Source organism: Shewanella abyssi (assembly GCF_023284025.1).
In the GTDB taxonomy this organism is placed as follows: Bacteria; Pseudomonadota; Gammaproteobacteria; order Enterobacterales; family Shewanellaceae; genus Shewanella; species Shewanella abyssi.
The window spans coordinates 1-23,582 of record NZ_JAKIKR010000032.1; the positions used below are offsets into that span (position 1 = coordinate 1).

Sequence of the window (23,582 nt, forward strand, 5' to 3'; positions counted from 1 at the left end):
CCGAATCTGCTAGGCAGACACTTCCTGAAAACGAGACGAATTATAGGGCGAGAATGCGAAGCTGACAAACTAGAATAATTCAACGCATTCATTAGTTTTACTAATGAATGCGTTGAATTATTCTAGTTTGTCAGCTTCGCATTCTCGCCCTATAATTCGTCTCGTTTTCAGGAAGTGTCTGCCTAGCAGATTCGGAAACAAAGAACTCTTAAACTTTGGTGGTTATCCACGGAAGTTACATCCCTGGTTCTTAGCTTGACTTCCTTCCTTCAATTTGTTGATTGCAAATCATATATTTTTGCAGCCCGCTTACTTTTGTAAGCGGGCTTTTTTTTATCTCATTTTTGCCACAGCTTAATAACAAAAGCCCTGCTATTTAAACAGGGCTTAGGATCGTGATATGGCTATATGAATGCTTAGAGCGGTTTACTTATTCTAATCACTACTCTGCGGTTTCTTGCGCGCTCATCAATGCTCAGGTTTGATGCCACATGTCTGCGCTCGCCATGACCCATGGTGTGAATACGACTTTGTGGAATACCGCTAGCCACAAACAACTCTTTCACTGAATCAGCACGCTGCAGCGACACCTTTTCATTAGCGCTGCGGCCACCATAGCTATCGGTGTAAGCATCGATTAATACAAGATCAACGTTTTGGTCGTAGGCTAAATATTCTTTTACCTTGCTAATTTGTGCCTTGGCATAACGCGTTAACTCCGTGCCACCCGACTCGTAAGTGAGTACTGTAAAGGCGATATCTTCAAAAGAGTAAGGCAGTAGCGTCGACAAGCAAGATTTAAACTGCGCGTATTGGCGCCTAAAATTCACCGCAGACAAGCCAACCGCTATTTTATTACTCTCGTTGTACCAATCAGCATAATAAAAAGTCGGTTGCATGCCGCTCTCAAGTTCGGCCAACATAGACCAAGCAGTATTACGCGGCACTTCACCACTAAAATACTTCTGATAGGTCAACTCAGTGATCTCTTTAGACACCACACCAGGTCGCCATGGCGGTGCCATGCTCATCAACTTGGCCTCAGTGACTTGATCAGGTTTAACCCACATATCGAGAGTAAAGTTCAAATTATGATTTTTACCCGCGATACTGGTAAAAACAGCTTTCCCGTAGGATGGAATATCGTGCTCAAGACGACACATTACCGGATTATTGCCGCTCACGCGCCACTGTGACTCTTCTAATGAAGCCACATATTGCTTTAGATCAGCACTAGCAAAAAAGGGGAAGCATAATAATGTCGCAAAAAGAACGCTAAGCCGCATAAAACTACTCTCTATAATTGAGTCACTACACTCTATCGGCACAAAATTATCTTTCTTTAGCCCATAAAACGACCAAACGCACATGACAGTCATTATCCATTGCCCCATAATAGGCACCTGCTAACTTTTTGGATAATTTAATGACTGACACTTTCGACCCCAACAAATTGAAAAACCGCTTTCGAGGATACTTCCCAGTGGTTATCGATGTTGAAACAGCCGGGTTCAATTCAAAGACCGACGCGCTACTAGAAATTGCAGTCACTATGTTAAAGATGGATGACGACGGCGTAATCGGTTTAGATAAGACGCTGCATTATCACATAGAACCGTTCGAAGGCGCTAACCTCGAACCTGAAGCCTTGGCATTTAACGGTATAGATCCGACTAACCCGCTTCGTGGCGCTGTAAGTGAAAAAGAAGCCTTTTTAGAGATCTTCAAAGAGGTTAAAAAAGCCCAAAAAGCCTCTGAGTGTCATCGCAGTATTATTGTTGCCCATAATGCCGCATTCGATCATGGTTTTGTCAGCCAAGCCATCGAGCGTAATGGCCTAAAACGCACCCCGTTCCACCCTTTCGCCACGTTCGACACTGCCGCACTCGCAGGTCTAGCCATCGGCCAAACAGTATTAGCGAAGGCTTGCGCCATGGCAGGCATTCCGTTTGATAACCGTGAAGCACACTCAGCGTTATATGACACAGAGCGCACTGCGGAACTATTTTGCTTAATCGTCAACCGCTGGAAGTCACTCGGCGGCTGGCCATACATCGCCGATGAGTCTGAGACTGAGTCAGAAGATGTGGCGGAAGTAGAAGCTAAGCCTGCAGCCTAATCGTAAAGTTAGTTTTCATCGCCAAATTTAAAAGCCGCAAATAGTGCGGCTTTTTTATGTTTGAAATATAGAGGTGAGCTAACCTCTTAGGTAGGAGTGAGCGAACATCACAACAGAATAAAGTCTACTCTTCCCGCATATTCATGACGAAGGCGTATGATTTTCTAACCACGTTAAGGGATGCTGCCACAAATGACTCGCTTTGCGACTAAAAAACTTCATATGCCCTATTTCACCTAAATTGTTTGCTTCAGGCGATAAGGTCATTGTTGCAGCATTCATATTTTCAAACACAGCCAACATATCTGCCACGTTGATATCAATAGCAATATCATCATCGGTTGCATTCACCCACAATGACGGTGTCGAAAGCGTATTGTACAGGTGAGTATGTATCGATTTTCCAAAAGCTGTTTTTACATAACCCTGACCATTGCACCAATGGCGCCATTGTTGGGCAACGCCTTTAGGTAGAGGCTCTCCCATGCCAAGCAACTGCGATTTAGTATGACCAAAAAGCAAGTTACTCACAGGGATAAATAGATTCATAAAAAAATAAGCTTTTAAGGCGTAAGGCATTTTCATGTTTTTTAACTGACCGGAAGAGCTCGCAAAAGTGAAGATTGAATTGAGATCTCTGGCATTGTGCATTAAACCAACCAATTGCCCACCCGCACTGTGACCAATTAAATGATAAGCACTATCTGGATACCTTGTTTTGAGGAACTCAAGAATGGCAGGCATATCTTGTTCGCCCCAACACTGCAATGTAGCATTGCTAGCACTAACTTTACCCGATAATGACAGTCCAATACCGCGGTTATCAAAAGTGATTACGGCATATCCATGCGCAGCTAAAAACTCAGCAAAACCTTTGTAAAACTGCTGCGAGATCCCAGTGGCAGGGCCGATCAATATCGCCGCTTTCACCTTACCGCTGGGTTTAAATAGGGTGGCAGCAAGTTTGTAATCGTCTTGGCAATAAACCTCTACGTCATCGATGGAAAAATCATTCATTTCAAGCCCGTTAAAGATCGTAACATTTTAACAACACTACAGCAGAGGTCATACCAGCTGCAACTTTTTTAATATACGGCATGGGACCTTTGGATCTTAAATGCGGTAAACCCCAGTAAACTGGATCAGTAGTAAAATTTGGCTGTGTTTATAAATTTGTGCCATTTCTCATTAATATTAAAACCTGGGAATGACAGCAATCTCCCCCATTGGAAATTTAGCTTCTCAGAAATTTCTAACGGGGCGCTGAGGAATTGACTCTTATGAAATCAAGTCATTCAGTGATAACTTAACCCAAAGTGGTTCCAATTGCCTGCGGCAGGCGTATGTGTAGATACAGCTGAGACTCGCCGCAAGCACATCCTTGTGGGCTCAACGAAAACGTCCCTGTTTTCGACGGCCTCAACCGTATCTACACTGGGTTTGAAAAGCGTAAATTATCGGCATTTGTGCTTTTAATTTTAAAACACTGATTTGGAAGCTGACTTCTTAAGTAACAGAAAACATCAACTCCCCATCGAAGTTGCCGAAATACGTTGGAATCAATCGCGTGATAAATGAAGCCATCCACAATAAACCAACAATACAATTAGGTATAGATGGCTCGATTTACTCCGTCGAGGCCAAGACCTGTAATTGATAGGGAGCCACCATTCATTGAGCTTTCGATTGCTGAAAATAAACTCTGCCGGCGAGTTTTGTGCATTAACGGGGTGACAAGCGATAGGCATTTTGATAAAACTAGTTTCGCATTCATGGCATTAATCCGTGGTTATTTTTGTTTGACGATAGATTTGTTCACCAAATACCATGAACCTTCCCTTCTACTTTATATCTTATTGTTTAGAATTGATATTTCGTGGAGCAACATCAAGCTCAGCCCCTTTACCGCATGAGCTTTTTACGAAAAAACGCATGTAGCTTACTGTTGAGATCTAGAGTTATTATTCTTTCTTTTCTAGTTTCTGCTGGATATAAGTTGAGCGGTTTACCTTTTTGATTTTCTATGAAATACTGGCTGTATCTTTTGATAAAGTAGTGCGAAGGATCTAATTTTATTTAACTAAGGATAGTGTAATGAAAATTTCAGTAAGTCTAATCTCTTTATTGTTTGTTGCTATAATTGGCAGCGCGTTTATTAGCGACAGGGCAATTGCTAAAGATACTAACTATAATATTCAAAATACTGAACACTGTCCATGGAAGGAGCCATGGAAGTGCAGGAATGATCTTTAAAACATCTGATTTAAAAAAATAAAGGTATGAGCTAATTATTTATTAGCTCATATATAAACCATATCAATTTTTATAAAGACAACGAAGACATATATGGACGCTCCCGTACTGTCAGGGCTAACGCATGATCACTACCTGAGCCAGGGCATATATTTGAGTTATTCAGGTACGGGCATAACAACCTCCTACTTCAGCAATAACTTAAAGCTTAGTAAGAGGGGTATAATGTGCAATTAGGTATGCCTTGATTTACTACGCGCGGTCTATCCTTAACTATTATGTTTTATTTTTACCGCTGAAATAGAATCCAGTTATTGCACCTGTCAATGTACCAATAAATGCCAATACTTCGCTGAAATGTTCACTACTGCCTGTAGTTACCATCATGATAGCTGTAGCCATTATATAAATAGCCAACAAAGGGCCTGTTCTATTTTTAAGTCTTGATGACATAGGCTCAATTTTACAATGCCCTTTACATACCGAACACACCAATCCATGCGCAGGACTATGTTTTAATATGAAATTCCGGCGTGCACAAATAGCGCAAGAGCTATCATCTATACCATTTTCACAAGTACCAGTTCCAGAACAGTGTTTACAATCGTGATAAGTTTCAGTCATACGCTCCCTCGGATGAAAACATAACATCTTAGTATTTATGAGTTGTGCTGTCTGCAAGACATTGGCCGCTGCCACATCCAGATGAGTTGATATGCCTTATGCTATAGGAGTTTGCTTTTTTTCGGTAGTCGTTTTTTTAAGCTGTATGATGATAATTACTTGATATGATTTGAAGTTTGCTCGCTCAATTGGCCCTCTTTAACATCTGTGATGAGTGTTTACACCTTTTAGCACCTATTTATATGCCTTTACGAGTACAGCGTCCCTGATATCTCACTACACTCGTAGCACGGCTCATACAGCCGTGCAGATAAAAAAGTCAATAACAATCAGTGCATATCGGAATCAAGAGTTAACAAGCCAAATGTGCAGACACCAATCTCCCCCGTTGGAAGTTTCGCTTCTCAGAAGAAGCGCCGGGGCGCTGAGGGATTGTCAAGGGGTACAAGCGCTTTACCCCTTGGCTCGGGTGTGGGCGAAGCACCACGACTTTAATTTCTGTTTTGACTTTAAAAACTACAAGCTGATATAGCAGCCAAATCATATTGAGTCAGCAACTAACTACCTTTAGGCAAAACATCAAAAACGAAGTTTGATAAAAATGGCTAACACTAATAGCCAAACATGAGTCATAAATCGCAGACACAAAAAAGCCGCGTTTAATCGCGGCTTCTCTAACAACTAATAGCTAACAACTAACAGCTAAACGCAAATATTATAGCTTATCTGCATTGTCGCTTAGGTAAGACGCTACACCTTCTGCTGTTGCGTCCATGCCCTTGTCGCCTTTTTCCCAACCAGCAGGACAAACATCACCGTGCTCTTCGTGGAATTGAAGTGCATCGATCATACGAAGCATTTCATCAACGTTACGACCTAGTGGAAGATCGTTAACCACTTGATGACGAACTTGACCTTCTTTGTCGATAAGGAAAGAACCACGGAAGGCAACACCGGCTTCTGGATGCTCAACATCGTATGCTTTACAGATTTCGTGCTTAACATCTGCAACCAAGGTGTACTGAACTTGGCCAATACCACCTTTGTCGATAGGAGTGTTACGCCATGCATTATGAGTAAACTGAGAATCGATAGAAACACCAATCACTTCAACGCCACGCTTTTTGAACTCGTCCATGCGGTGATCGAAAGCGATCAACTCTGAAGGACATACAAATGTAAAGTCTAGTGGGTAGAAGAATAAGACGGTTGGCTTACCCTTGATTGCTTCAGACAAGTTAAAGGTATCTACAATTTCACCATTACCAAGTACCGCAGCAGCAGTAAAATCAGGAGCCGGACGGCCTACTAATACACTCATTTTATTTCTCCATCTATGGATTGCTAAAAACGCTGGTTCGTTTTAAATCTAAAGGCATTATAGGCAGTGTTTTAGTTCACACAAGCTATTTGAGATCAATATCACCTTTTTAGATCATTATTCTGTTAACTGACTACTATGCCGCCAGCATCTCCTTATTAGCGGTGCTGATATTTACACTTTATACGCAATTAAGGCTACAGCGAGTTCACAATTCACATCGAAATCAAGATATAGCACAGTGGTACTGGACATCCGTGCTGTTAACAGGCAAAAATAGCCACAACTTTAAATATAAGAAAAAGATTAACCATATTATGAACGCTGTCGTCATTGCCGTTTGCTTAATGCTGGGCTTAAGCCTGGCTCGAGTAAATGTAGTTATCGCTCTTACCATTAGTGCACTCGTTGCAGGTTTAGTGGGTGGGATGGGATTACAACAAACTGTTGATGCCTTTAATACCGGTTTAGGTGGGGGAGCTCAAATTGCCCTTAGCTACGCATTGCTGGGCGCTTTCGCGGTAGCCTTGTCTCATTCTGGGCTCACTACGCTTATCTCTCGCAAGATGATTAGCGCTTTAGGTAAAGAACAATCTAGCCAAAACATCAAAATAGTGCGTTGGGCATTGCTATTAGCCATTTTAACGATGGCAATATCATCACAGAATATTTTGCCTATTCACATTGCGTTCATTCCTATTTTGATCCCGCCATTATTACACTTGATGTCAAAACTGTCGCTCGATAGACGTTTGGTTGCTTGTGTACTGACATTCGGCCTAGTAACCACCTATATGATATTACCAGTGGGTTTTGGCGGCATTTTCCTCAACGATATATTGCTAGCAAATCTTAACAATAATGGCTTAGAAGCGGTTCGTTCTCAGATCCCACAGGCAATGTTACTGCCCGCTTTAGGCATGATCACTGGTCTATTGATTGCGGTGTTTATCACTTATAGAAAACCAAGAGAATATAAAGAGCAGTTAATCCTCATTGCAGAGCCAGAGGAAGGGGTCAATAAGCGTAATATCGCCATCGCGATGATTGCGATTGCCGCCACCTTGGTCACTCAACTTTATACGAACTCAATGATTTTCGGTGCACTAGTCGGCTTTATTATCTTTAGCTTCTCAGGTGCGCTTAAACATGTCGCCGACCAAGATGTATTTAACCAAGGCGTGCGCATGATGGCCAATATCGGCTTTATCATGATCTCTGCTGCAGGTTTTGCCGCGGTAGTAAAAGAGACGGGGGATGTGAGTACATTGGTGACATCTCTTAGCGACATCATCGGTGATAATAAAGCACTCGCTGCTTTCTTAATGTTACTGGTGGGACTGCTTATTACCATGGGGATAGGCTCGTCTTTCTCAACGATCCCGATTATTGCCACTATATACGTGCCGTTAGCACTGACTTTTGGTTTCTCTGTTGCAGCAACGATTGCCTTAGTGGGCACAGCAGCAGCGTTAGGTGATGCAGGTTCTCCAGCGTCCGACTCAACCTTGGGCCCGACGGCGGGTCTGAATGCTGATGGCCAACACGACCATATTAGAGACAGTGTTATTCCAACATTCATTCACTACAACATTCCGCTACTCGTGTTTGGTTGGATTGCCGCCATGGTGCTCTAGGTGCTAGGGTGCTAGGGTGCTAGGGTGCTAGGGTGCTAGGGTGCTAGGGTGCTAGGGTGCTAGGGTGCTAGGGTGCTAGGAAGGATAAAAACAAAAAAGGAGCTATTTAGCTCCTTTTTTAATGTTTGCATTTGAATCAGTTCATTGACTCAGAGCACAACGATTCTGTGTATTACTTAGTACCAAAAATCTTATCACCCGCATCACCAAGACCAGGCAAAATATAGCCTTGCTCGTTTAGGCAGTCATCAATTGATGCTGTATATAGCTCAATATCTGGATGGGCTTTCTCTAGTGCAGCAACACCTTCTGGCGCAGCCACTAACACAAGGGCTTTAATTGCAGTACAGCCACGAGATTTAAGCAGGTCGATAGTTGAGATCATCGAGCCACCGGTGGCTAGCATCGGATCGACCACTAACGCGATACGGCTTGGCATATCACTGGCAAGTTTTTCAAAGTAAGGCACAGGCTCAAGTGTCTCTTCATCGCGGTACATACCAACAACTGAAATACGTGCACTTGGTACGTTTTCCAATACACCGTCCATCATGCCAAGACCCGCACGTAAAATAGGCACTACAGTGACTTTTTTACCTTTGATCTGTTCGATCTCAACCGGGCCATTCCAACCTTCGATGGTGACTTTCTCTGTTTGGAAGTCAGCCGTTGCCTCATACGTCAGTAGGCTCCCTACTTCGGCCGCTAGCTCACGGAAACGCTTAGTGCTCACGTCACCTTCACGCATTAACCCAATTTTATGACGGACTAGAGGATGTTTAACTTCAACGACTTTCATCTTGTTCTCCTGATTTTCTAACGTATTTTTTACAGTAAATTTTAACGATTCTAGTAGATTTGTTCGCATAGGAAAACTTAAAGTTTTAAAAAGACGTTAAATCGTGACCCCTGTCGCGAACTTTATTGAAAAACTAAGCTTTCGAGGCTACCGACAAACTGGTAGAATAGCGCCGCATAAAATCCAATAACAATCGACCCGTACCCGAGAGGATCTCCGTGAGCACTCCTACTACCCCACTAAGCTATAAAGATGCAGGCGTTGATATTGATGCCGGAAATGCACTAGTTAACAACATCAAGTCAGCCGTTAAACGTACCCGTCGTCCAGAAGTTATGGGCAACCTAGGTGGGTTTGGGGCACTTTGTGAGCTACCAACTAAGTATAAGCATCCAGTACTGGTTTCTGGTACTGATGGCGTCGGCACTAAGCTACGCCTTGCTATTGATTATAAGAAGCATGACAACGTTGGTATTGACCTCGTTGCAATGTGCTCAAACGATTTAATCGTGTCTGGTGCTGAGCCATTATTCTTTCTCGACTACTATGCAACAGGCAAACTCGATGTTGAAGTTGCCACTGCTGTTGTTAAAGGTATCGCCGAAGGTTGCGTTCAATCTGGTTGTGCATTAATTGGTGGTGAAACCGCTGAAATGCCAGGCATGTATGAAGGCGACGATTATGACCTAGCAGGATTCTGCGTCGGCGTTGTTGAAAAAGAAGAGATCATTGACGGCACCAAAGTGCAAGACGGTGATGCGCTGATTGCGCTTGGTTCAAGCGGCCCGCATTCAAATGGTTTCTCTCTAATTCGTAAGGTATTAGAAGTAAGCAAAGCTGACCCAGAGCAAGAACTCGCTGGCAAGCCGCTGATTGACCACTTATTAGAACCGACAAAAATTTATGTAAAATCACTGCTTAAGTTGATTGAACAGCATGACGTTCACGCAATGTCGCACATTACTGGTGGTGGATTCTGGGAAAATATCCCCCGTGTACTACCAGAAGATTGCAAAGCCGTGGTTAAAAGTGACTCTTGGCAGTGGCCTGTTATTTTCAATTGGATAATGGAAAACGGCAACATCACTGAATTTGAGATGTACCGCACCTTTAACTGTGGCGTGGGCATGGTCATCGCATTACCTGCAGACAAAGTCAGTTCAGCACTTGAATTATTAAATGCTGAAGGCGAAAACGCATGGTTAATCGGTAACATTGCCAAGCGTAACGACGACGAAGAGCAAGTGGAGATCTTGTAATGTCTCAGAGCTGTCGCGTTTTAGTATTAATTTCTGGTAATGGCAGTAATCTACAGGCCATTATTGATGGCTGTGATGATAACGTACAAGCAGAAGTTATTGGTGTTATTAGTAATAAGCCCGATGCTTATGGCTTGACTCGTGCTCACCAGAATGAAATTGATACCAGCTGCGTCATCGCTCATAAAGGCGAAACGAGACCAGACTATGATGAGAGACTCTTTAGTGCGATAGCAAAGTATCAGCCAGATCTCATTGTCTTGGCTGGCTTTATGCGCATATTGAGTGATGATTTTGTCATGCGATTTGAAGGGAAGATGATTAATATCCACCCTTCTCTGCTGCCAAAATATCCTGGTTTGAATACTCATCAACGTGCTATTGATGCAAAAGACAGTGAACATGGCGCCAGTGTGCATTTTGTGACACCCGAGCTAGATTCAGGTCCGGTGATCTTACAAGCTAAGGTGCCGGTTTATGAAGATGATTCTGTTGAGGTTCTTGCAGAACGTGTTCACGAACAAGAGCATGCTATCTATCCTCTCGTCGTAAAATGGTTTAGCCAACAACGATTGGAAATGGTAGCCGGTGCCGCTGTACTTGATAGCAAAGTACTCGATATCCATGGCTACGCTGCAGATTAAGCTCTTAGCATAAAGGCTAGTTCAAACCGATAAAAGGCGCTTAAAGCGCCTTTTTTATTTTCAGCCCTGAGGCTGCCTCATGCACTTATTCAATATAGAGGATTTTTCAAGAGTTACCCTCTAGTATCCTGTGCCGTCAAGTAAATTAAAGCGGATACAAACAAAGATATTTGACCTTATTCACTTCGACCCCCTAATCCTATCCGTGACCACCTCGTCACTCACCAGTAACACACTTAATGACTAATCGTTACAAAGTTGATCTACATCATATCTCTAGCAGCCTACAACTCTTCCTTGCAACCCATTAACTTACACCCGAGAAGTCATTGCACAACAGACTGTATTTATTCATTAAAACTAACATCCACCCGTTACCTCTCCAAAGAAACCGCAAGTCTGAACACTAGAAACCCAGCATTTCTACGGGTAAACCCTTAGTCGTCTTAGGTGTAAACACGGATTAAAAAAGCACCTACAAAGCCATATGGTTAGCCGCAGATAAACCATAAGTTTGCCGGGCAGCGCCTCCTAGGCCAGCGCTCAAGACAAACGACAATAACCAACAAATCAACAAATACAAAAAAGGCACCTTGATGAATAGAATAACTAAAACGGCGTTAGTGGTAGCTGCATTTTTCTCAGCATCTTCTTTTGCGGGCTACGAAGTCATAATCGACGAAAGCTCGAAGTTAACCTTCGGCGGCTACTTCAAAGCCGACTTGCGTAATGTCAGCGGCGACCAGGCTTATCGTGACTACTGGATTGGTACCAGCACCAGCGCGCCAGATACCAATCAAACCAGCCTCCAGGCCAAAGAGTCGCGCTTCAATGTAAAGTTCACTCATGGCGACGTGACTGGATTCCTCGAGTATGATTTCTTTGGCGGTGGTGGTAACGCATTGGTTTCTAACTCATACACACCGCGTATGCGTCATGCCTTTATTGCTTACAAGAACTGGAAAGTCGGCCAGACCTGGTCAACCTTTATGCCACTGGCTTCTATCGCCGAGGCACTGGACTTTGGAGGAGCGCACGTCGGTCAGGTATTCATTCGTCAAACCCAGATCCGTTATACCAATGGTGGTCTACAACTGGCATTGGAAAACCCAGCCAATGCTACCGATGCCAACCAAAGTATCCCCGATGCAGTGGCTCGTTACACTTACAAGGGCGATTTTGGCCAGGTGGCTGTTGCCGCCCTGGCTCGCACCTTCGATGACAACGGTGTGCAAGGTCATGCCGACGGCACTCAGTTGGCTTACAGCATAAGCGGTAAAATCAATACCTTCGGTAAAGATGACTTCCGCTTCGCCTACAACGCTGGCGCTGCAGGTCGTTATATTTCGCCTGGCCACAACGCTGGCGACAAGGTCAATGCTGATGGCAGTGGTGAGCTGCTGACAACACAAGCCTATACCGTTGCTTATCGCCACTTCTGGACTGACGACTTGCGCTCTAGCGTTTACTACGGTCACTCTGAAGTTGAAGATTTCAATGGCGTGGGTGCTGACTCAGATCGTAATCATTACGGCGTCAACCTGATCCAACAGCTTAATAAACAGTTAAGCGTGGGCGTTGAATTCGGCAACTATGATGCTGATATCTCTGCCACTGACAGCGCCGACTCTGATTACATCCAGCTTTCGGCCAAGTACGTACTCTAATAACAACGCGGCATAAGCTAATTTATGTCGCCGGTTTCCCTCGGGCTGCAGGAGGCCTTTTAGGGTTATTTTGCGGCGAACTGTTGGTCTTTTATGCATAGTTTGCTAGCCTTTTACCCGAAGCATGACCCCGCTTCGGGTATTTTTTCAATACGGCAGCCATCTGAAAATACGGCGTAAATAGTGTTACCTATCCAAGCCATGATCGATGGCATAACGCACCAGGCCGGCCGTACTGTCTATCGCCAGTTTCTGTTTGATATTACGCTTGTGGGTCTCGACCGTGCGTACACTGACATTCATCTCCAGCGCAATGCGTTTATTATTCATCCCCAGCGATATCAACCGTAACACCAACTGTTCCCGCTGGGTTACCAGCACTTGCTTGCCACTGGCCAGCTCCTGGGACAAGGTGTCTACGACTTCGGCACTGAAATAGCGCTTGCCGGAGGCAACTTTTTTTATGGCTTCAATCAGTTCCTTACCGGGTACATCCTTGAGAATATAGCCATCAGCACCGTAGCGCATTGCCGCCATAATATATTCTCTGTTGTCATGCATGCTCAACATCACCACCTTGCATGAGATCTCCTGCTCCTTAATCAGTTCAAGCAGATACATACCATCCATTTGCGGCATATTGATATCCGTCAACACCAGATCGATCGGCAACTCCTTGAGGATTTCCAGTGCCTGGAGGCCATTGTCGGCTTCAGCTATCACCTCAATGTCACTGTCTAGGCTCAGACGATAGCGTAACCCTTCGCGAAACAGGGGATGATCGTCCACCAGTAGCACACGGATCATGACAATCCCCCGGTGGCACTATCGGCTCGATAACGCAACTCACTCTGGGGTATACGTGCCACCAGCGTCACTCCTTTGCCAATAGTTGACTCCACCTTGAGCTCACCATTATAAAAACTCACTCTTTCCTTCATATTCCTCAGGCCTATTCCCTCAAACGGGGTCGATTTTTTCTCAAAGCATTCATAGTTAAACCCCTTACCATCATCATGAACTTCCAAGATCAACCATCCCGGCGTCAGTCCCAGTGAAATAAACACATTTTTTGCCTCAGAGTGACGCTCAATATTGGTCAGCGACTCCTGCACAATGCGGTAAAGCGCACAGCTAAGCTCGGTTGACAGGATCTTGCGCACCGATAATCGTTGCACCTTGACCTCGATACCCGTACGCAACGAAAACTCCCTGCCCAACTCTTTTAACGCAGCGCCCAAGCCATAGTCCTCGAGGATGGCCGGATGTAATTGATGGGAGATATTACGGATATCGAGCATGATCTGCCGCGTCAGTGTAATCGACTTCTCCAGTTCAGGACTGGAATCGTCACCATATTCTTGTTTCAATTGGGCGGTTTCCATAGCAAACAGGGCCGCGGCAATGGTTTGGCTAACGCCATCGTGCAACTCTCTGGAAACCCGCTTGCACTCCTCTTCCTGAGTCTGATAAATCCGCTCGTTAAGCGTTCTGAGCTTAGCATTTGCGAGTCGTTTTTCACCCACACGCATAAAGATGCCACCGATAAACACGGCGCTGACCGCTAAAAAACCTATCGCCAGAGTCATTAGGGAGGTGTTGCGGATATGACGACTTATAGAGGTGCTCAATAACGCCGCCTCCTTATCAATATCATCAATATAGACGCCAGTACCAAACATCCACTCCCATTGTCCCAATACCTCGGCATAGGCAAGTTTTTGTCCCAGTTGTCCGTCATTAGCGGGCTGATTGAATAGATAGCTGAGATAACCGCCGCCTTTCCTCGCTCCTGAGATTAACTCTTGGATAAAGTGGACCCCGTTGTCGTCAGCCAAATCTAACCAGTTCTTACCGACCCGCCACTCCTGATCCGGTAAGACCAGACTGTTGCCATTCAGATCGTAGGCGAAGAAGTATCCGTTTTCACCGAAGCGCATATTGGCCAGCATGGACTTAACTTCTTGCTGGGTTTGTTGCTTGTCATCGCTCTTATTTTGATAGAGATGCTTGATAGCCACGTTGGCGATCGCCAGATAATTTTTCAGCTCCTCTTTGCGGTGATCGATAATACTCTGCCGATAAACATCAACCACCTGCTGGGAGAGATCTCTATACTGCATTTGAGTCACAAACAGCACTAGCATCAAGGATATAATGAGTGGAAGTACGGTGATTAGCTGTAACTTATGGTTGATATTCATCGCTGATTAATACTCCGCTATATCAGGGCTCGCCCCGCAAAAACGGGGGTATATTAACAGTTAATCAACTAAATCGTCGCAACAAATCCCCAAATATATAGGGGTTAAATCAAAGGAAGGGCAAATAACTCATCTTGATGACAGCTGCGCGACCAAACACTCAGGGTCATTAATATTTAAAATATGTCGTCAGATTAATTAGAAAACACAATAAATTCAGCTTTACAATCGGAATAAATAGTCCTGTTAATTTTCCGCTGCTGCTTCGGTGTCATTTACCCGTCTTGCGACCGTGTCTCGACACTCATCGATAACACATTTCACGGTTAATCGTGACAAAGTTGATCTATATCATATCGCCAGTCACCTAGAATAGGGCTCTGTAGTCTTTTAACTAAAACTCGAGCCTGAACGTGTAACCAGCTGTATTAATTGGTTAAAAACAACACCCCCTCGATTCCCCCCCCAAAAAGTGCAGATATCAACACCAGAAAACTGACCTTTCTACGTGTAAACCCTTAGTTGTATTAGGTGCAAACACGGATAAAAAAAACCCCGATAAAGCCATATGATTCGCTGTAGATAAATAATGCATTTGCCGGGCATCTGACCCTAGGTCAGCGCTCAAGGCAAACGACAGTAACCAACGAGTCAACAAATCTACTATTAACTAGAAATAACTCTAAGTAAAAATTAGATAATAAGAGGCAAGCATGACCTTTATTCAACTACTCGCAAGTCTAACGCCGGTGATCAGCGTAATGCTATTTTTAGTATTGCTGAAGATGCCCGCATCACGGGCTATGCCCATTTCTGCAATCTTAACCGGCCTAGCCGCCGTGTTTGTCTGGCAGATGGATACCACCTTTTTGGCGGCATCCGTCGTCGAAGGATTGCTGGCTGCATTGACACCCTTGAGTATCATCTTCGGTGCCGTGTTCCTGCTTAATACCCTGAAGTATTCAGGCGCGATGGATACCATTCGCGCAGGCTTCACCAATATCAGTGCCGATGCACGTGTGCAGGTCATCATTATCTGTTGGCTGTTTGGCTCATTCATCGAAGGTAGTGCCGGCTTCGGTACACCGGCTGCTATCGGCGCCCCTTTGCTGGTACTGCTGGGTATTCCACCCATTGCCGCTGCGGTTGTTGCCCTGATTGCTGACTCTGCGTCCGTATCCTTCGGTGCAATTGGTCTACCGGTACTGTTTGGTATGGAACAGGGTCTAACTTCTGGTGGCGTTAACATGGCGGCCGAGCAGATTGCTCAGCATGGCGGCAGCTTTGCCGATTATGCTCAGTTCATTGCCATGCACATGATCACCATAGATCTTGTAACCGGTACCCTCATTCCTCTGGTTATGGTGTCCTTGCTGACCGGCTTCTTCGGTCGTAACAAGTCATTCGCCGAAGGCTTTGCCATCTGGAAGTTTGCTCTGTTTGCCGGACTGGCATTCACGGTTCCGGCCTGGATCATTAACTTCGTTGCCGGCCCCGAGTTTCCATCGGTCATCGGTGCCCTTGTGGGTATGGCTATCGTTATCCCGGTTGCCAAAAAAGGCATTATGCTGCCTAAGACTCCCTGGAATGATTTTGCCGAAAACGACGTCCAAAAAGAGACTAAAGTCGCTTCCACGGCGAAGTTCTCACAAATTGCAGCCTGGACTCCCTATATCATCATGGCGGCCTTGTTGGTGCTGTCTCGTGTTATTGGCCCGCTAAAATCTTGGTTGCTGAGTTTTAACATCAAATGGACCGGCCTGTTAGGTACCGAACTGGGGGCCGGATTCAAGACCCTGTATGCACCAGGTGCCTTCTTCATAATCGTGTGTATCCTAGGGTTCTTCCTGTTCAGAATGAACAAGAAAGCCATCAGTGAGTCTATTACGGTATCGTGCCGCTCTATGGTTCCAACCATCATTTCCCTCGGCGCTTCAGTGCCTATGGTGAAGATCTTTCTTAACTCAGGCGAAAATGCGGCGGGTTTGACATCTATGCCTGTTGCTTTGGCTGATACCTTAGCTGGCAGCATGGGGGCGGTATGGTCTTGGGTTTCCCCTATCGTCGGTATTTTCGGTGCCTTCCTATCAGGCAGTGCCACCTTCTCCAACATGATGTTCTCCGGCCTGCAGTACAGCGTCGCCGATAGCATTGGCATGAACCAAGCTATGGTTCTGGCACTTCAGGGCATTGGCGCCAACGCCGGTAACATGATGTGTGTGATGAACGTCGTTGCCGCCGCGACCGTAGTCGGTATGGCGGGGAGAGAATCAGAAATTATTCGTAAGACTATGCCGGTCGCTCTGGCCTACGCCATGATCGCAGGCACCATCGCCTTCCTTTGGGGTGGCTTCTAAAAAGTGATACTCAATCAATCAGAACCGCACATTCCGGTGCTGATTGAACTTAATCATCGCGAGTAAAGAGATATGTCCATGTCGATAAACTATAAAGCTGTAATAAGTGATTTACGTACGCAACTGGGTGAAAAACCTGTGACGGATGAGTATGTTCGTCGCTTCGCTTGGTCAACCGATGCCAGTTACTTCAGAATTGTTCCTGAAGTCGTTGTTCATGCCGAAACCATGGAACAAGTTAAGCGTACTCTAGCCGTTGCCCGAGAGCATAATGCAGCGGTGACTTTTCGTGCGGCGGGCACCAGCCTAGCCGGTCAGGCCCTTGGTGAAGGGATTTTGCTTATTCTTGGCCATGATGGTTTCAGAAAGATTGAAGTCAGCGACGATGCTAAACAGATCACCCTTGGCTCCGCCGTCATAGGTGCCGATGCCAACGCAGCGTTAGCGCCGCATAACCGTAAAATTGGCCCAGATCCGGCGACGATTGCCTCGGCCATGGTAGGGGGTATTGTGGCTAACAATGCCTCGGGCATGTGCTGCGGCACCGCACAAAACAGTTATCAGACCATAGCGTCGGCCAAGTTACTGTTCGCCGATGGTACCGAGCTCGACACCGGCTGTAAAAAATCTAAGGTCGCATTCGCCAAGTCTCATGGCAAAATGCTTGAGGAGGTGCATGGACTGGCGCATAAGACGCGCCACAACATAGTGCTTGCCGACAAAATTCGTAAGAAGTTTTCCATAAAAAACACCACAGGTTACGGCATCAATGCCTTAGTCGATTTCAGCGATCCATTTGATATCATCAATCACCTGATGGTCGGCATGGAAGGTACATTGGCTTTCATCAACGAAGTCACCTACCACACAGTCAATGAAGAAAAATTTAAAGCGTCTGCCTTAGCTGTTTACCACAACATGGAAGATGCAGCCCGCTCAATTCCGTTAATTAACGGCGGCAGTGTTGCCGCGGCCGAACTACTCGACTGGCCATCCATCAAGGCCGTTACCGGCAAACCCGGGATGCCTGAGTGGTTATCCGAGTTGCCACCGCTGTCAGCTATTCTGCTGATCGAATCCCGTGCCGATGATGCCGATACTTTAGATGCCTACACCAAGGATGTGATCGCTAAGCTCGAAGGATTTGATTTTCTACGTCCCATCAACTTTACCAGCGACGCTGCGGTATATGGCGAGTACTGGGCTATGCGTAAGGGCTTGTTCCCTATCGTTGCCGGTGAACGTCCCAAAGGCACGTCGGTAATTATCGAAGACGTGGCGTTCGAGCTTGAACACTTAGCCAGCGCCGCGAGTGATATTACTACCCTAATGCACAAATTTGGTTATCCTGAAGGCTGCATCTATGGCCATGCATTGGCCGGTAACTTTCATTTTATCATCACGCCGACCTTCTCGACTCAGACTGATATTGACAATTTCCATGCCTTTATGGATGAAATTGCCGACATGGTGATCAACAAGTATGACGGCTCGATGAAAGCCGAACATGGTACCGGTCGCGCGGTCGCACCTTATGTTGAGATGGAGTGGGGGCAGGACGCCTATACTCTGATGAAGAGCATCAAACAGCTATTCGATCCCCAGGGGATCCTGAATCCCGGGGTCATCTTAAACGATGATCCCAAAATCCACGTCAAGAACATCAAACCTTGCCCGGTAGTCGATGACTTTATCGATAAATGTCTTGAGTGTGGTTTCTGTGAGAAGACCTGCCCGACATCGGCTCTGAACCTCACCCCTCGTCAGCGTATTGCGACCTTGCGTGAGATCGCTCGTCTGGAGCAAAGCGGTGATCAGCAGGCTGCCGATACCATGCGCGCCGCCGCTAAGTATGATGTTATCGATACTTGCGCCGCTTGTCAGATGTGCACCATAGCCTGCCCCGTGGATAATAAAATGGGCCAGCTGGTGCGTAAATTAAGAACCCCGTCCATCAGCAGTGGTCAACAAAAGTTCCTCGATTTCCAGGCTAATCACTTCGGCGTGGTAAACGGCGTGATCAGTACCGGTTTCGATATGTTGGGCGTCATCCACAAGATCACCGGCAACGGCATCACCGGTACTATGATGAAGGCCGGACGATTGCTCAGCAGTGAAGTTCCCTACTGGAATCCTTCCTTCCCTAAAGGCGGCAAACTCCCCAAGGTTTCGGCACCTAAGCCTGGACAGGAAACTGTGGTTTACTTCCCAGCCTGTGGTGGTCGCACCTTCGGTCCTACGCCGGTCGATACCGATAAGCGACCGCTGCCGGAAGTTGTGGTCACGTTACTGGAGCGAGCGGGTTATAACGTTATCACTCCAGAGAAGACGCGCGATCTGTGCTGTGGCCAGATGTGGGAATCTAAGGGAGACTTTAAAAATGCCGATGCAAAGCGTCTCGAGTTGATTCAAGCTGTTTCAGCCATGACCCAAGGCGGAAAGTTGCCAGTTATCGTCGATGCGCTGTCATGTACTAAGCGAACTTTAGCGGGTGATGCGGCTTTAATTGAGAAAGTAGAGATAGTTGATCTGGTTGAGTTTATGCATGACAAATTGTTGCCTAAACTGACCATTAACAAGAAATCTCATGCCGCACTGCATCTTGGTTGTAGCGCTAAAACAATGAAGGTTGAAGCTAAAATGACCGCAATAGCGGATGCCTGTTGTAACCAGGTTATTCGTCCAGCGGGGATCGAATGCTGTGGTTATTCAGGTGAAAAAGGCCTCTATAAGCCTGAGATAAATGCCAGTGCTCTGCGTAATATTAAGAAGCTGATCCCAGTTGATGTGAATGAAGGGTATTACGCTAACCGTATGTGTGAAGTCGGTCTGACTCAACATAGCGGCATCCCTTATCGTCACCTGGCCTATCTGCTCGAAGAGTGTACTCGTGGCTAAACGCCACTAAACTGCCGTTATCAATAAGGGGCTAATTTCAGCCCCTTATTTTATTTATACCCACTAGAGATAACACCTTGAGTGCCAACCACTAGACAAAGCCTGCGGAACTGATTGAGTTTGGCTGAACAGCTAAAGATAATTTTCAGATCTCGAAAATCATCTCAGCGACTCACCATAGTCACTCACTAATAGTTGATACTGTATTCCAGTGCCAAGCGACGACCATAACCAGAGAATTGATTACGATACTGCTCCCAAACAACCTCTTTGTTCATTTGCGACACTAGCGGCTGATAATCTTCATTGAGTAAGTTATCGATACCCAAGGTTAACCGGCCGTAATCAGTATCAAAGCTAGTCACTAGATCCACTAAGGTATAACCATCATAAGGTGATTCGTAGTAACTATAACCCGCTTCACTTTCTGGACTGTTTTTGTCTCTGTCACCAACGTAGTTGGCTTGTAGGTGCAGTGACGCTATCTCATTAAAGCGATAATCACCATACAATGTCGCTTTAATCGGCGTGATACGCGTGCCATTCATCCAGTAATCAACACCGGTTTCGCCGTTAGTACGTTGGCCTTCCGACTGCGAAACACTAGTGCCTACTTTGATTGCATCATTGATTTGATAATCCAATGTTGCTTCAAAGCCCCATATTTCTTCATCTGCAACGATGACCGCTGCCACTCGTTTGACTAGCTCGGCGTCAACGTTGTAGTCGTAGGCATAACCGTCTGTAATGTCAGAATAGAAGAAAGATAAGCTGGCTTGTAAGCTTTCACCGCCATAACGCAGACCTGTTTCATAGTAATTGGTCTGAGTGGCCGGAATATCAACTGCAAATTCGCTAACACTATCCACTGGCATGTCTCTGAGCATACGCATATCGGCATGAGAATATCCCTGCGAGAAACTCGCAAATAGATCTGTGTTATCAGCAACTCGGTATACTAAACCTAGATTAACCAGTGGTTTATCATACTTTAAGGTATCGCCTTGTTTGTCTGACAACACGCCTCTTTTATAACGTTGGTAATCTGGTACTTCTATTTCAAAATTTTCATATCGCAAACCAATTTGTAGCGTCAAGTCATCAGTAATTTGATTCCAGTACTGCGCAAAAGGGCTTAACTTGGTTTCAGTTAAATCACACACCGAGCAGATATACTGCGACTGTGTTTGCAGGTTACCGTCAACATCCTGTCCCACATTTACATCGCGAACTCTACCTTGCTCAGTATTATCTCGACCATATTCAAAGCCATAGGCCAGACGACTGCTGTTATTAATCGTCCACTGCATCGCCGCTTTAAAGCCACTGCGCTTTGATACAATCTCAGAATCTGACTCGTAACCTACGTTGACTTTACTGTAATAGGTAGACAGGCTTAACTGCTGGTTCAGTACATCGTCATTGTCGTAGGTCAGCTGAATGGTGCTTAGCTTGGTTTTAGGGTTAGCGCCGGTATATGGCGCGCTTTTGTCTATTTCAACTAAACCGTTTTCATCGTTAACAGTGCGCTTGTAGTGCAGCTTATTCTCAATGTTATAGTGATGTGCCAGCAATGCAAAACGGCCATCATCCATCTCCTGCTCTAATTTGAATAGCACATCATATTCATCGGCATCGCCCATTCCACCTTGGCTATTGGGAGCTCCAGGTAGCTGGTTACCATCTGAATCATATAAATTGCCACGATCTTTACCCGACAAGTTCAGCAAGTAACCGAGGTCAAAGTCAGTGGTACCGGAAAAGCTCTGTGACACACTGTAGCCAGCATCAGATAATTCATCTGCAAATGCTTCAACGCCCACTCGCGTCTGCATTTCAAAATTAACCGTAGGCTTCTTAGTGATAACATTGATGATGGCACCCGCTTCACCATTGCCATACATGGCGCTAGCGCCTTTAATCACTTCGATACTTTGAATGACATCAACTGAAATAGATTGTAGATCGCGTCCACCCGCACGCAGCGTCGTTGAAATCAACACACCGTCAATCATCACTATCGCTTTACCACCACGAAAGTTTTGCCCAAACGTCGACATGGTTTCAGTACTCGGCGAAAAGCCAGGCACCAAATTAGAGATCATTTCAGACAGGTTACGTGCAACCACACGTTGAAGATCGAGATCGGCCTCAGACACGATAAACACCGAATTGGGGGTATCACTTAACTTCTGTGCAAATGGAGAAGCCGAAACTAAAATGTGCTCTATAGCATCATCTTCCGCTGTCGATGGTGTATTTTCTTTTGCTTGAGCCGTTGTCATTGCCAAAGCACTCAATACTGCCAATCCTAAAATACTTAATTTCACTTGTCTTTCCATATGTAAATGAGAACGACTATTATTTACATATGGAAAAGGAAATCAATGCACTTACACAACATTTACAAACAAATTACTTACAATTGATACAAGGATCACTCCCGCGTCCCTGTTAACGACCGCCACTGTATATAAGGACTGTGAACTTAGTTTTAGGGTCTTAGAAGTTTGCTATCACATTGTTATTTGCCCGATATTGAAATCTATAAAAACAGCATAAATAAAATGACAATTAGGCAGAATGCGGACAGTAGCTTCTCCAATTTGTTTTTGTGTCTTTTCATCGTTTTCCCTACACGCTTACGATTTTTCATAAAATATCAATCCCTGATTATTTGTTAATGAAACTGCTTGTAATAGAAAGCTAAATAGAGCGATATCAAGCAACTTACCATCATTTCCACTCATGAGCTGATTGGCACAATCTTAAGCTAGCCAGTTCCCATGACTTGATAATTGCAATAAGATATCGAAGTAACAGAAGATGTTCTATCTATAGGTAACACAATTCACACTGCCTATATAATTTATACCGCAAAATCAATATTAACAGCACTAACGACTGACTATCTGCAAGTTGATACAGTCTTAGAAAGTCATTTTTCACTTACTGTAGGGTAATCACTTATGTCAGCCAGAAATAGACCATTAGCTGGAGATAGGTTTTGAAAGTGGACTAAAAAAATAGTCAAGTTAACTTGCGGTATAAACTCAATCAAAATTAACTCAGTAGACGTTCAGTTTTGTCCGAGTATTTTGATTCTGCTTACAGATTTAACATCACAACTATGACTGTAAGGCAAAACAAAGACAGCCCTTTCTCTAGTTTGTGTTTTTGTTTCTTTTTGTACCAAGGTGTTCTTTTACGGAAAAGTGACATATAGCCTCTTAAGAAAGTGTACATAACGGCTTGCCTAGATAGGTAATCCGAGATGCAAAAATAAATAATAAATAATAAATAATAAATTATCGGATCAGTGCAGATGTATTTAGTAATGATCAACGTGAAAAAATATTCGCTGGAAACAATCTAACTATTTTGGACTCTCTTTAACTCGTAGCAATTGTTATTAGCACTCACCTACCCCATGGGCAAACAACAAATCAAAATTGGACTGCAATAGTAGCTACACACATGTGTACACACAAGCGCCAATTTGTTTTTTGTGATTGTAGATGGAGGGGGACTGGACACAAACTAATCTCCACCTCAGCTAAGTGTTTATTTAACAAAAGATATTCTTGGCTCAGTCTTTAAGCAAAGGTGAAAGAAAATATTTGCAATACCTCCTCTATAGCCCTTACGCATGCAGAATAATGCCCCGCGGGAAATTTAACGTTAAATGACTGCGTTAATTGACTGATAACTAAGAGTGCTACAAGAGCTAAGTAACATGCCAAAAGCACTAAATGCATTTAAAATGAAAACCGGTGCCGGCATTGCCGTTTACTCAATCT

At 44.8% G+C, this 23,582-nt stretch carries 15 protein-coding genes and 1 pseudogene; 7 read left to right on the plus strand and 9 right to left on the minus strand.

The features are described from left to right. Window positions 1-416 precede the first annotated feature (416 nt). A complete protein-coding gene (locus L2755_RS14005) occupies window positions 417-1,286 on the minus strand; it encodes a flagellar protein MotY (RefSeq protein WP_248981342.1) in 870 nt (289 codons plus the stop codon). A 140-nt stretch (window positions 1,287-1,426) separates the two neighbouring features. On the opposite strand from L2755_RS14005, the gene rnt reads away from it, so the two are divergent. Continuing rightward, window positions 1,427-2,119 carry a ribonuclease T gene (gene rnt, locus L2755_RS14010; RefSeq protein ID WP_248981308.1) on the plus strand — a complete coding sequence of 231 codons (693 nt, stop codon included), beginning with the start codon at window positions 1,427-1,429 and terminating at the stop codon, window positions 2,117-2,119. Between the two features lie 141 nt (window positions 2,120-2,260). Here the strand turns inward: rnt and L2755_RS14015 are convergent, their stop codons facing one another. The 4 genes and pseudogenes from L2755_RS14015 to L2755_RS14030 all read right to left on the minus strand — a co-directional run bounded on the left by L2755_RS14015 (window position 2,261) and on the right by L2755_RS14030 (window position 6,317). Then, on the minus strand, window positions 2,261-3,136 hold the full coding sequence (locus tag L2755_RS14015; protein WP_248981309.1) for an alpha/beta hydrolase family protein: 876 nt from the start codon (window positions 3,134-3,136) through the stop codon (window positions 2,261-2,263). Between the two features lie 601 nt (window positions 3,137-3,737). Continuing rightward, a pseudogene (locus tag L2755_RS14020) lies at window positions 3,738-3,893 on the minus strand (IS4 family transposase); the annotation flags it as partial. Between the two features lie 755 nt (window positions 3,894-4,648). Then, window positions 4,649-4,996 carry a molecular chaperone DnaJ gene (locus L2755_RS14025; RefSeq protein ID WP_248981310.1) on the minus strand — a complete coding sequence of 116 codons (348 nt, stop codon included), beginning with the start codon at window positions 4,994-4,996 and terminating at the stop codon, window positions 4,649-4,651. A 715-nt stretch (window positions 4,997-5,711) separates the two neighbouring features. Further along, window positions 5,712-6,317 (minus strand): peroxiredoxin, encoded by a 606-nt coding sequence (locus tag L2755_RS14030; protein ID WP_248981311.1) that lies wholly within the window; start codon window positions 6,315-6,317, stop codon window positions 5,712-5,714. A 317-nt stretch (window positions 6,318-6,634) separates the two neighbouring features. Between L2755_RS14030 and L2755_RS14035 the strand changes: the two genes are divergently transcribed. Then, window positions 6,635-7,954, plus strand: coding sequence for a Na+/H+ antiporter family protein (locus tag L2755_RS14035; RefSeq protein WP_248981312.1), 1,320 nt, complete (start codon window positions 6,635-6,637; stop codon window positions 7,952-7,954). Window positions 7,955-8,126: 172 nt separating this feature from the next. Here L2755_RS14035 and upp read toward each other — a convergent pair whose 3' ends face one another. After that, entirely contained in the window at window positions 8,127-8,753 is a 627-nt protein-coding gene (gene upp, locus L2755_RS14040; protein ID WP_248981313.1) for a uracil phosphoribosyltransferase, read from the minus strand. 218 nt (window positions 8,754-8,971) lie between these two features. On the opposite strand from upp, the gene purM reads away from it, so the two are divergent. From purM to L2755_RS14055, 3 genes are all read left to right on the plus strand, one after another. Continuing rightward, window positions 8,972-10,012: a phosphoribosylformylglycinamidine cyclo-ligase gene (gene purM, locus L2755_RS14045; RefSeq protein WP_248981314.1), complete on the plus strand. Its 1,041-nt coding sequence runs from the start codon at window positions 8,972-8,974 to the stop codon at window positions 10,010-10,012. Continuing rightward, complete coding sequence (purN, locus tag L2755_RS14050) at window positions 10,012-10,656, plus strand: phosphoribosylglycinamide formyltransferase (protein WP_248981315.1); 645 nt, start codon at window positions 10,012-10,014, stop codon at window positions 10,654-10,656. The genes purM and purN overlap by 1 nt, the downstream gene beginning before the upstream one ends. A gap of 596 nt (window positions 10,657-11,252) precedes the next feature. Next, entirely contained in the window at window positions 11,253-12,323 is a 1,071-nt protein-coding gene (locus L2755_RS14055) for a DcaP family trimeric outer membrane transporter (RefSeq protein WP_248981316.1), read from the plus strand. 186 nt (window positions 12,324-12,509) lie between these two features. On the opposite strand, the gene L2755_RS14060 is transcribed toward L2755_RS14055, so the two are convergent. Continuing rightward, window positions 12,510-13,130, minus strand: a complete 621-nt coding sequence (locus tag L2755_RS14060) for a response regulator (RefSeq protein ID WP_248981317.1) — start codon at window positions 13,128-13,130, stop codon at window positions 12,510-12,512. Beyond that, window positions 13,127-14,527: a cache domain-containing protein gene (locus L2755_RS14065; RefSeq protein ID WP_248981318.1), complete on the minus strand. Its 1,401-nt coding sequence runs from the start codon at window positions 14,525-14,527 to the stop codon at window positions 13,127-13,129. The genes L2755_RS14060 and L2755_RS14065 overlap by 4 nt, the downstream gene beginning before the upstream one ends. A 713-nt stretch (window positions 14,528-15,240) precedes the next feature. Here L2755_RS14065 and L2755_RS14070 point away from each other — a divergent pair. Both L2755_RS14070 and L2755_RS14075 read left to right on the plus strand, forming a co-directional pair. Beyond that, complete coding sequence (locus L2755_RS14070) at window positions 15,241-16,884, plus strand: L-lactate permease (protein WP_248981319.1); 1,644 nt, start codon at window positions 15,241-15,243, stop codon at window positions 16,882-16,884. Between the two features lie 78 nt (window positions 16,885-16,962). Beyond that, window positions 16,963-19,782, plus strand: a complete 2,820-nt coding sequence (locus tag L2755_RS14075) for an FAD-binding and (Fe-S)-binding domain-containing protein (RefSeq protein ID WP_248981320.1) — start codon at window positions 16,963-16,965, stop codon at window positions 19,780-19,782. Window positions 19,783-19,970: 188 nt separating this feature from the next. On the opposite strand, the gene L2755_RS14080 is transcribed toward L2755_RS14075, so the two are convergent. Then, window positions 19,971-22,112: a TonB-dependent receptor gene (locus L2755_RS14080; RefSeq protein WP_248981321.1), complete on the minus strand. Its 2,142-nt coding sequence runs from the start codon at window positions 22,110-22,112 to the stop codon at window positions 19,971-19,973. Window positions 22,113-23,582: the final 1,470 nt, after the last annotated feature.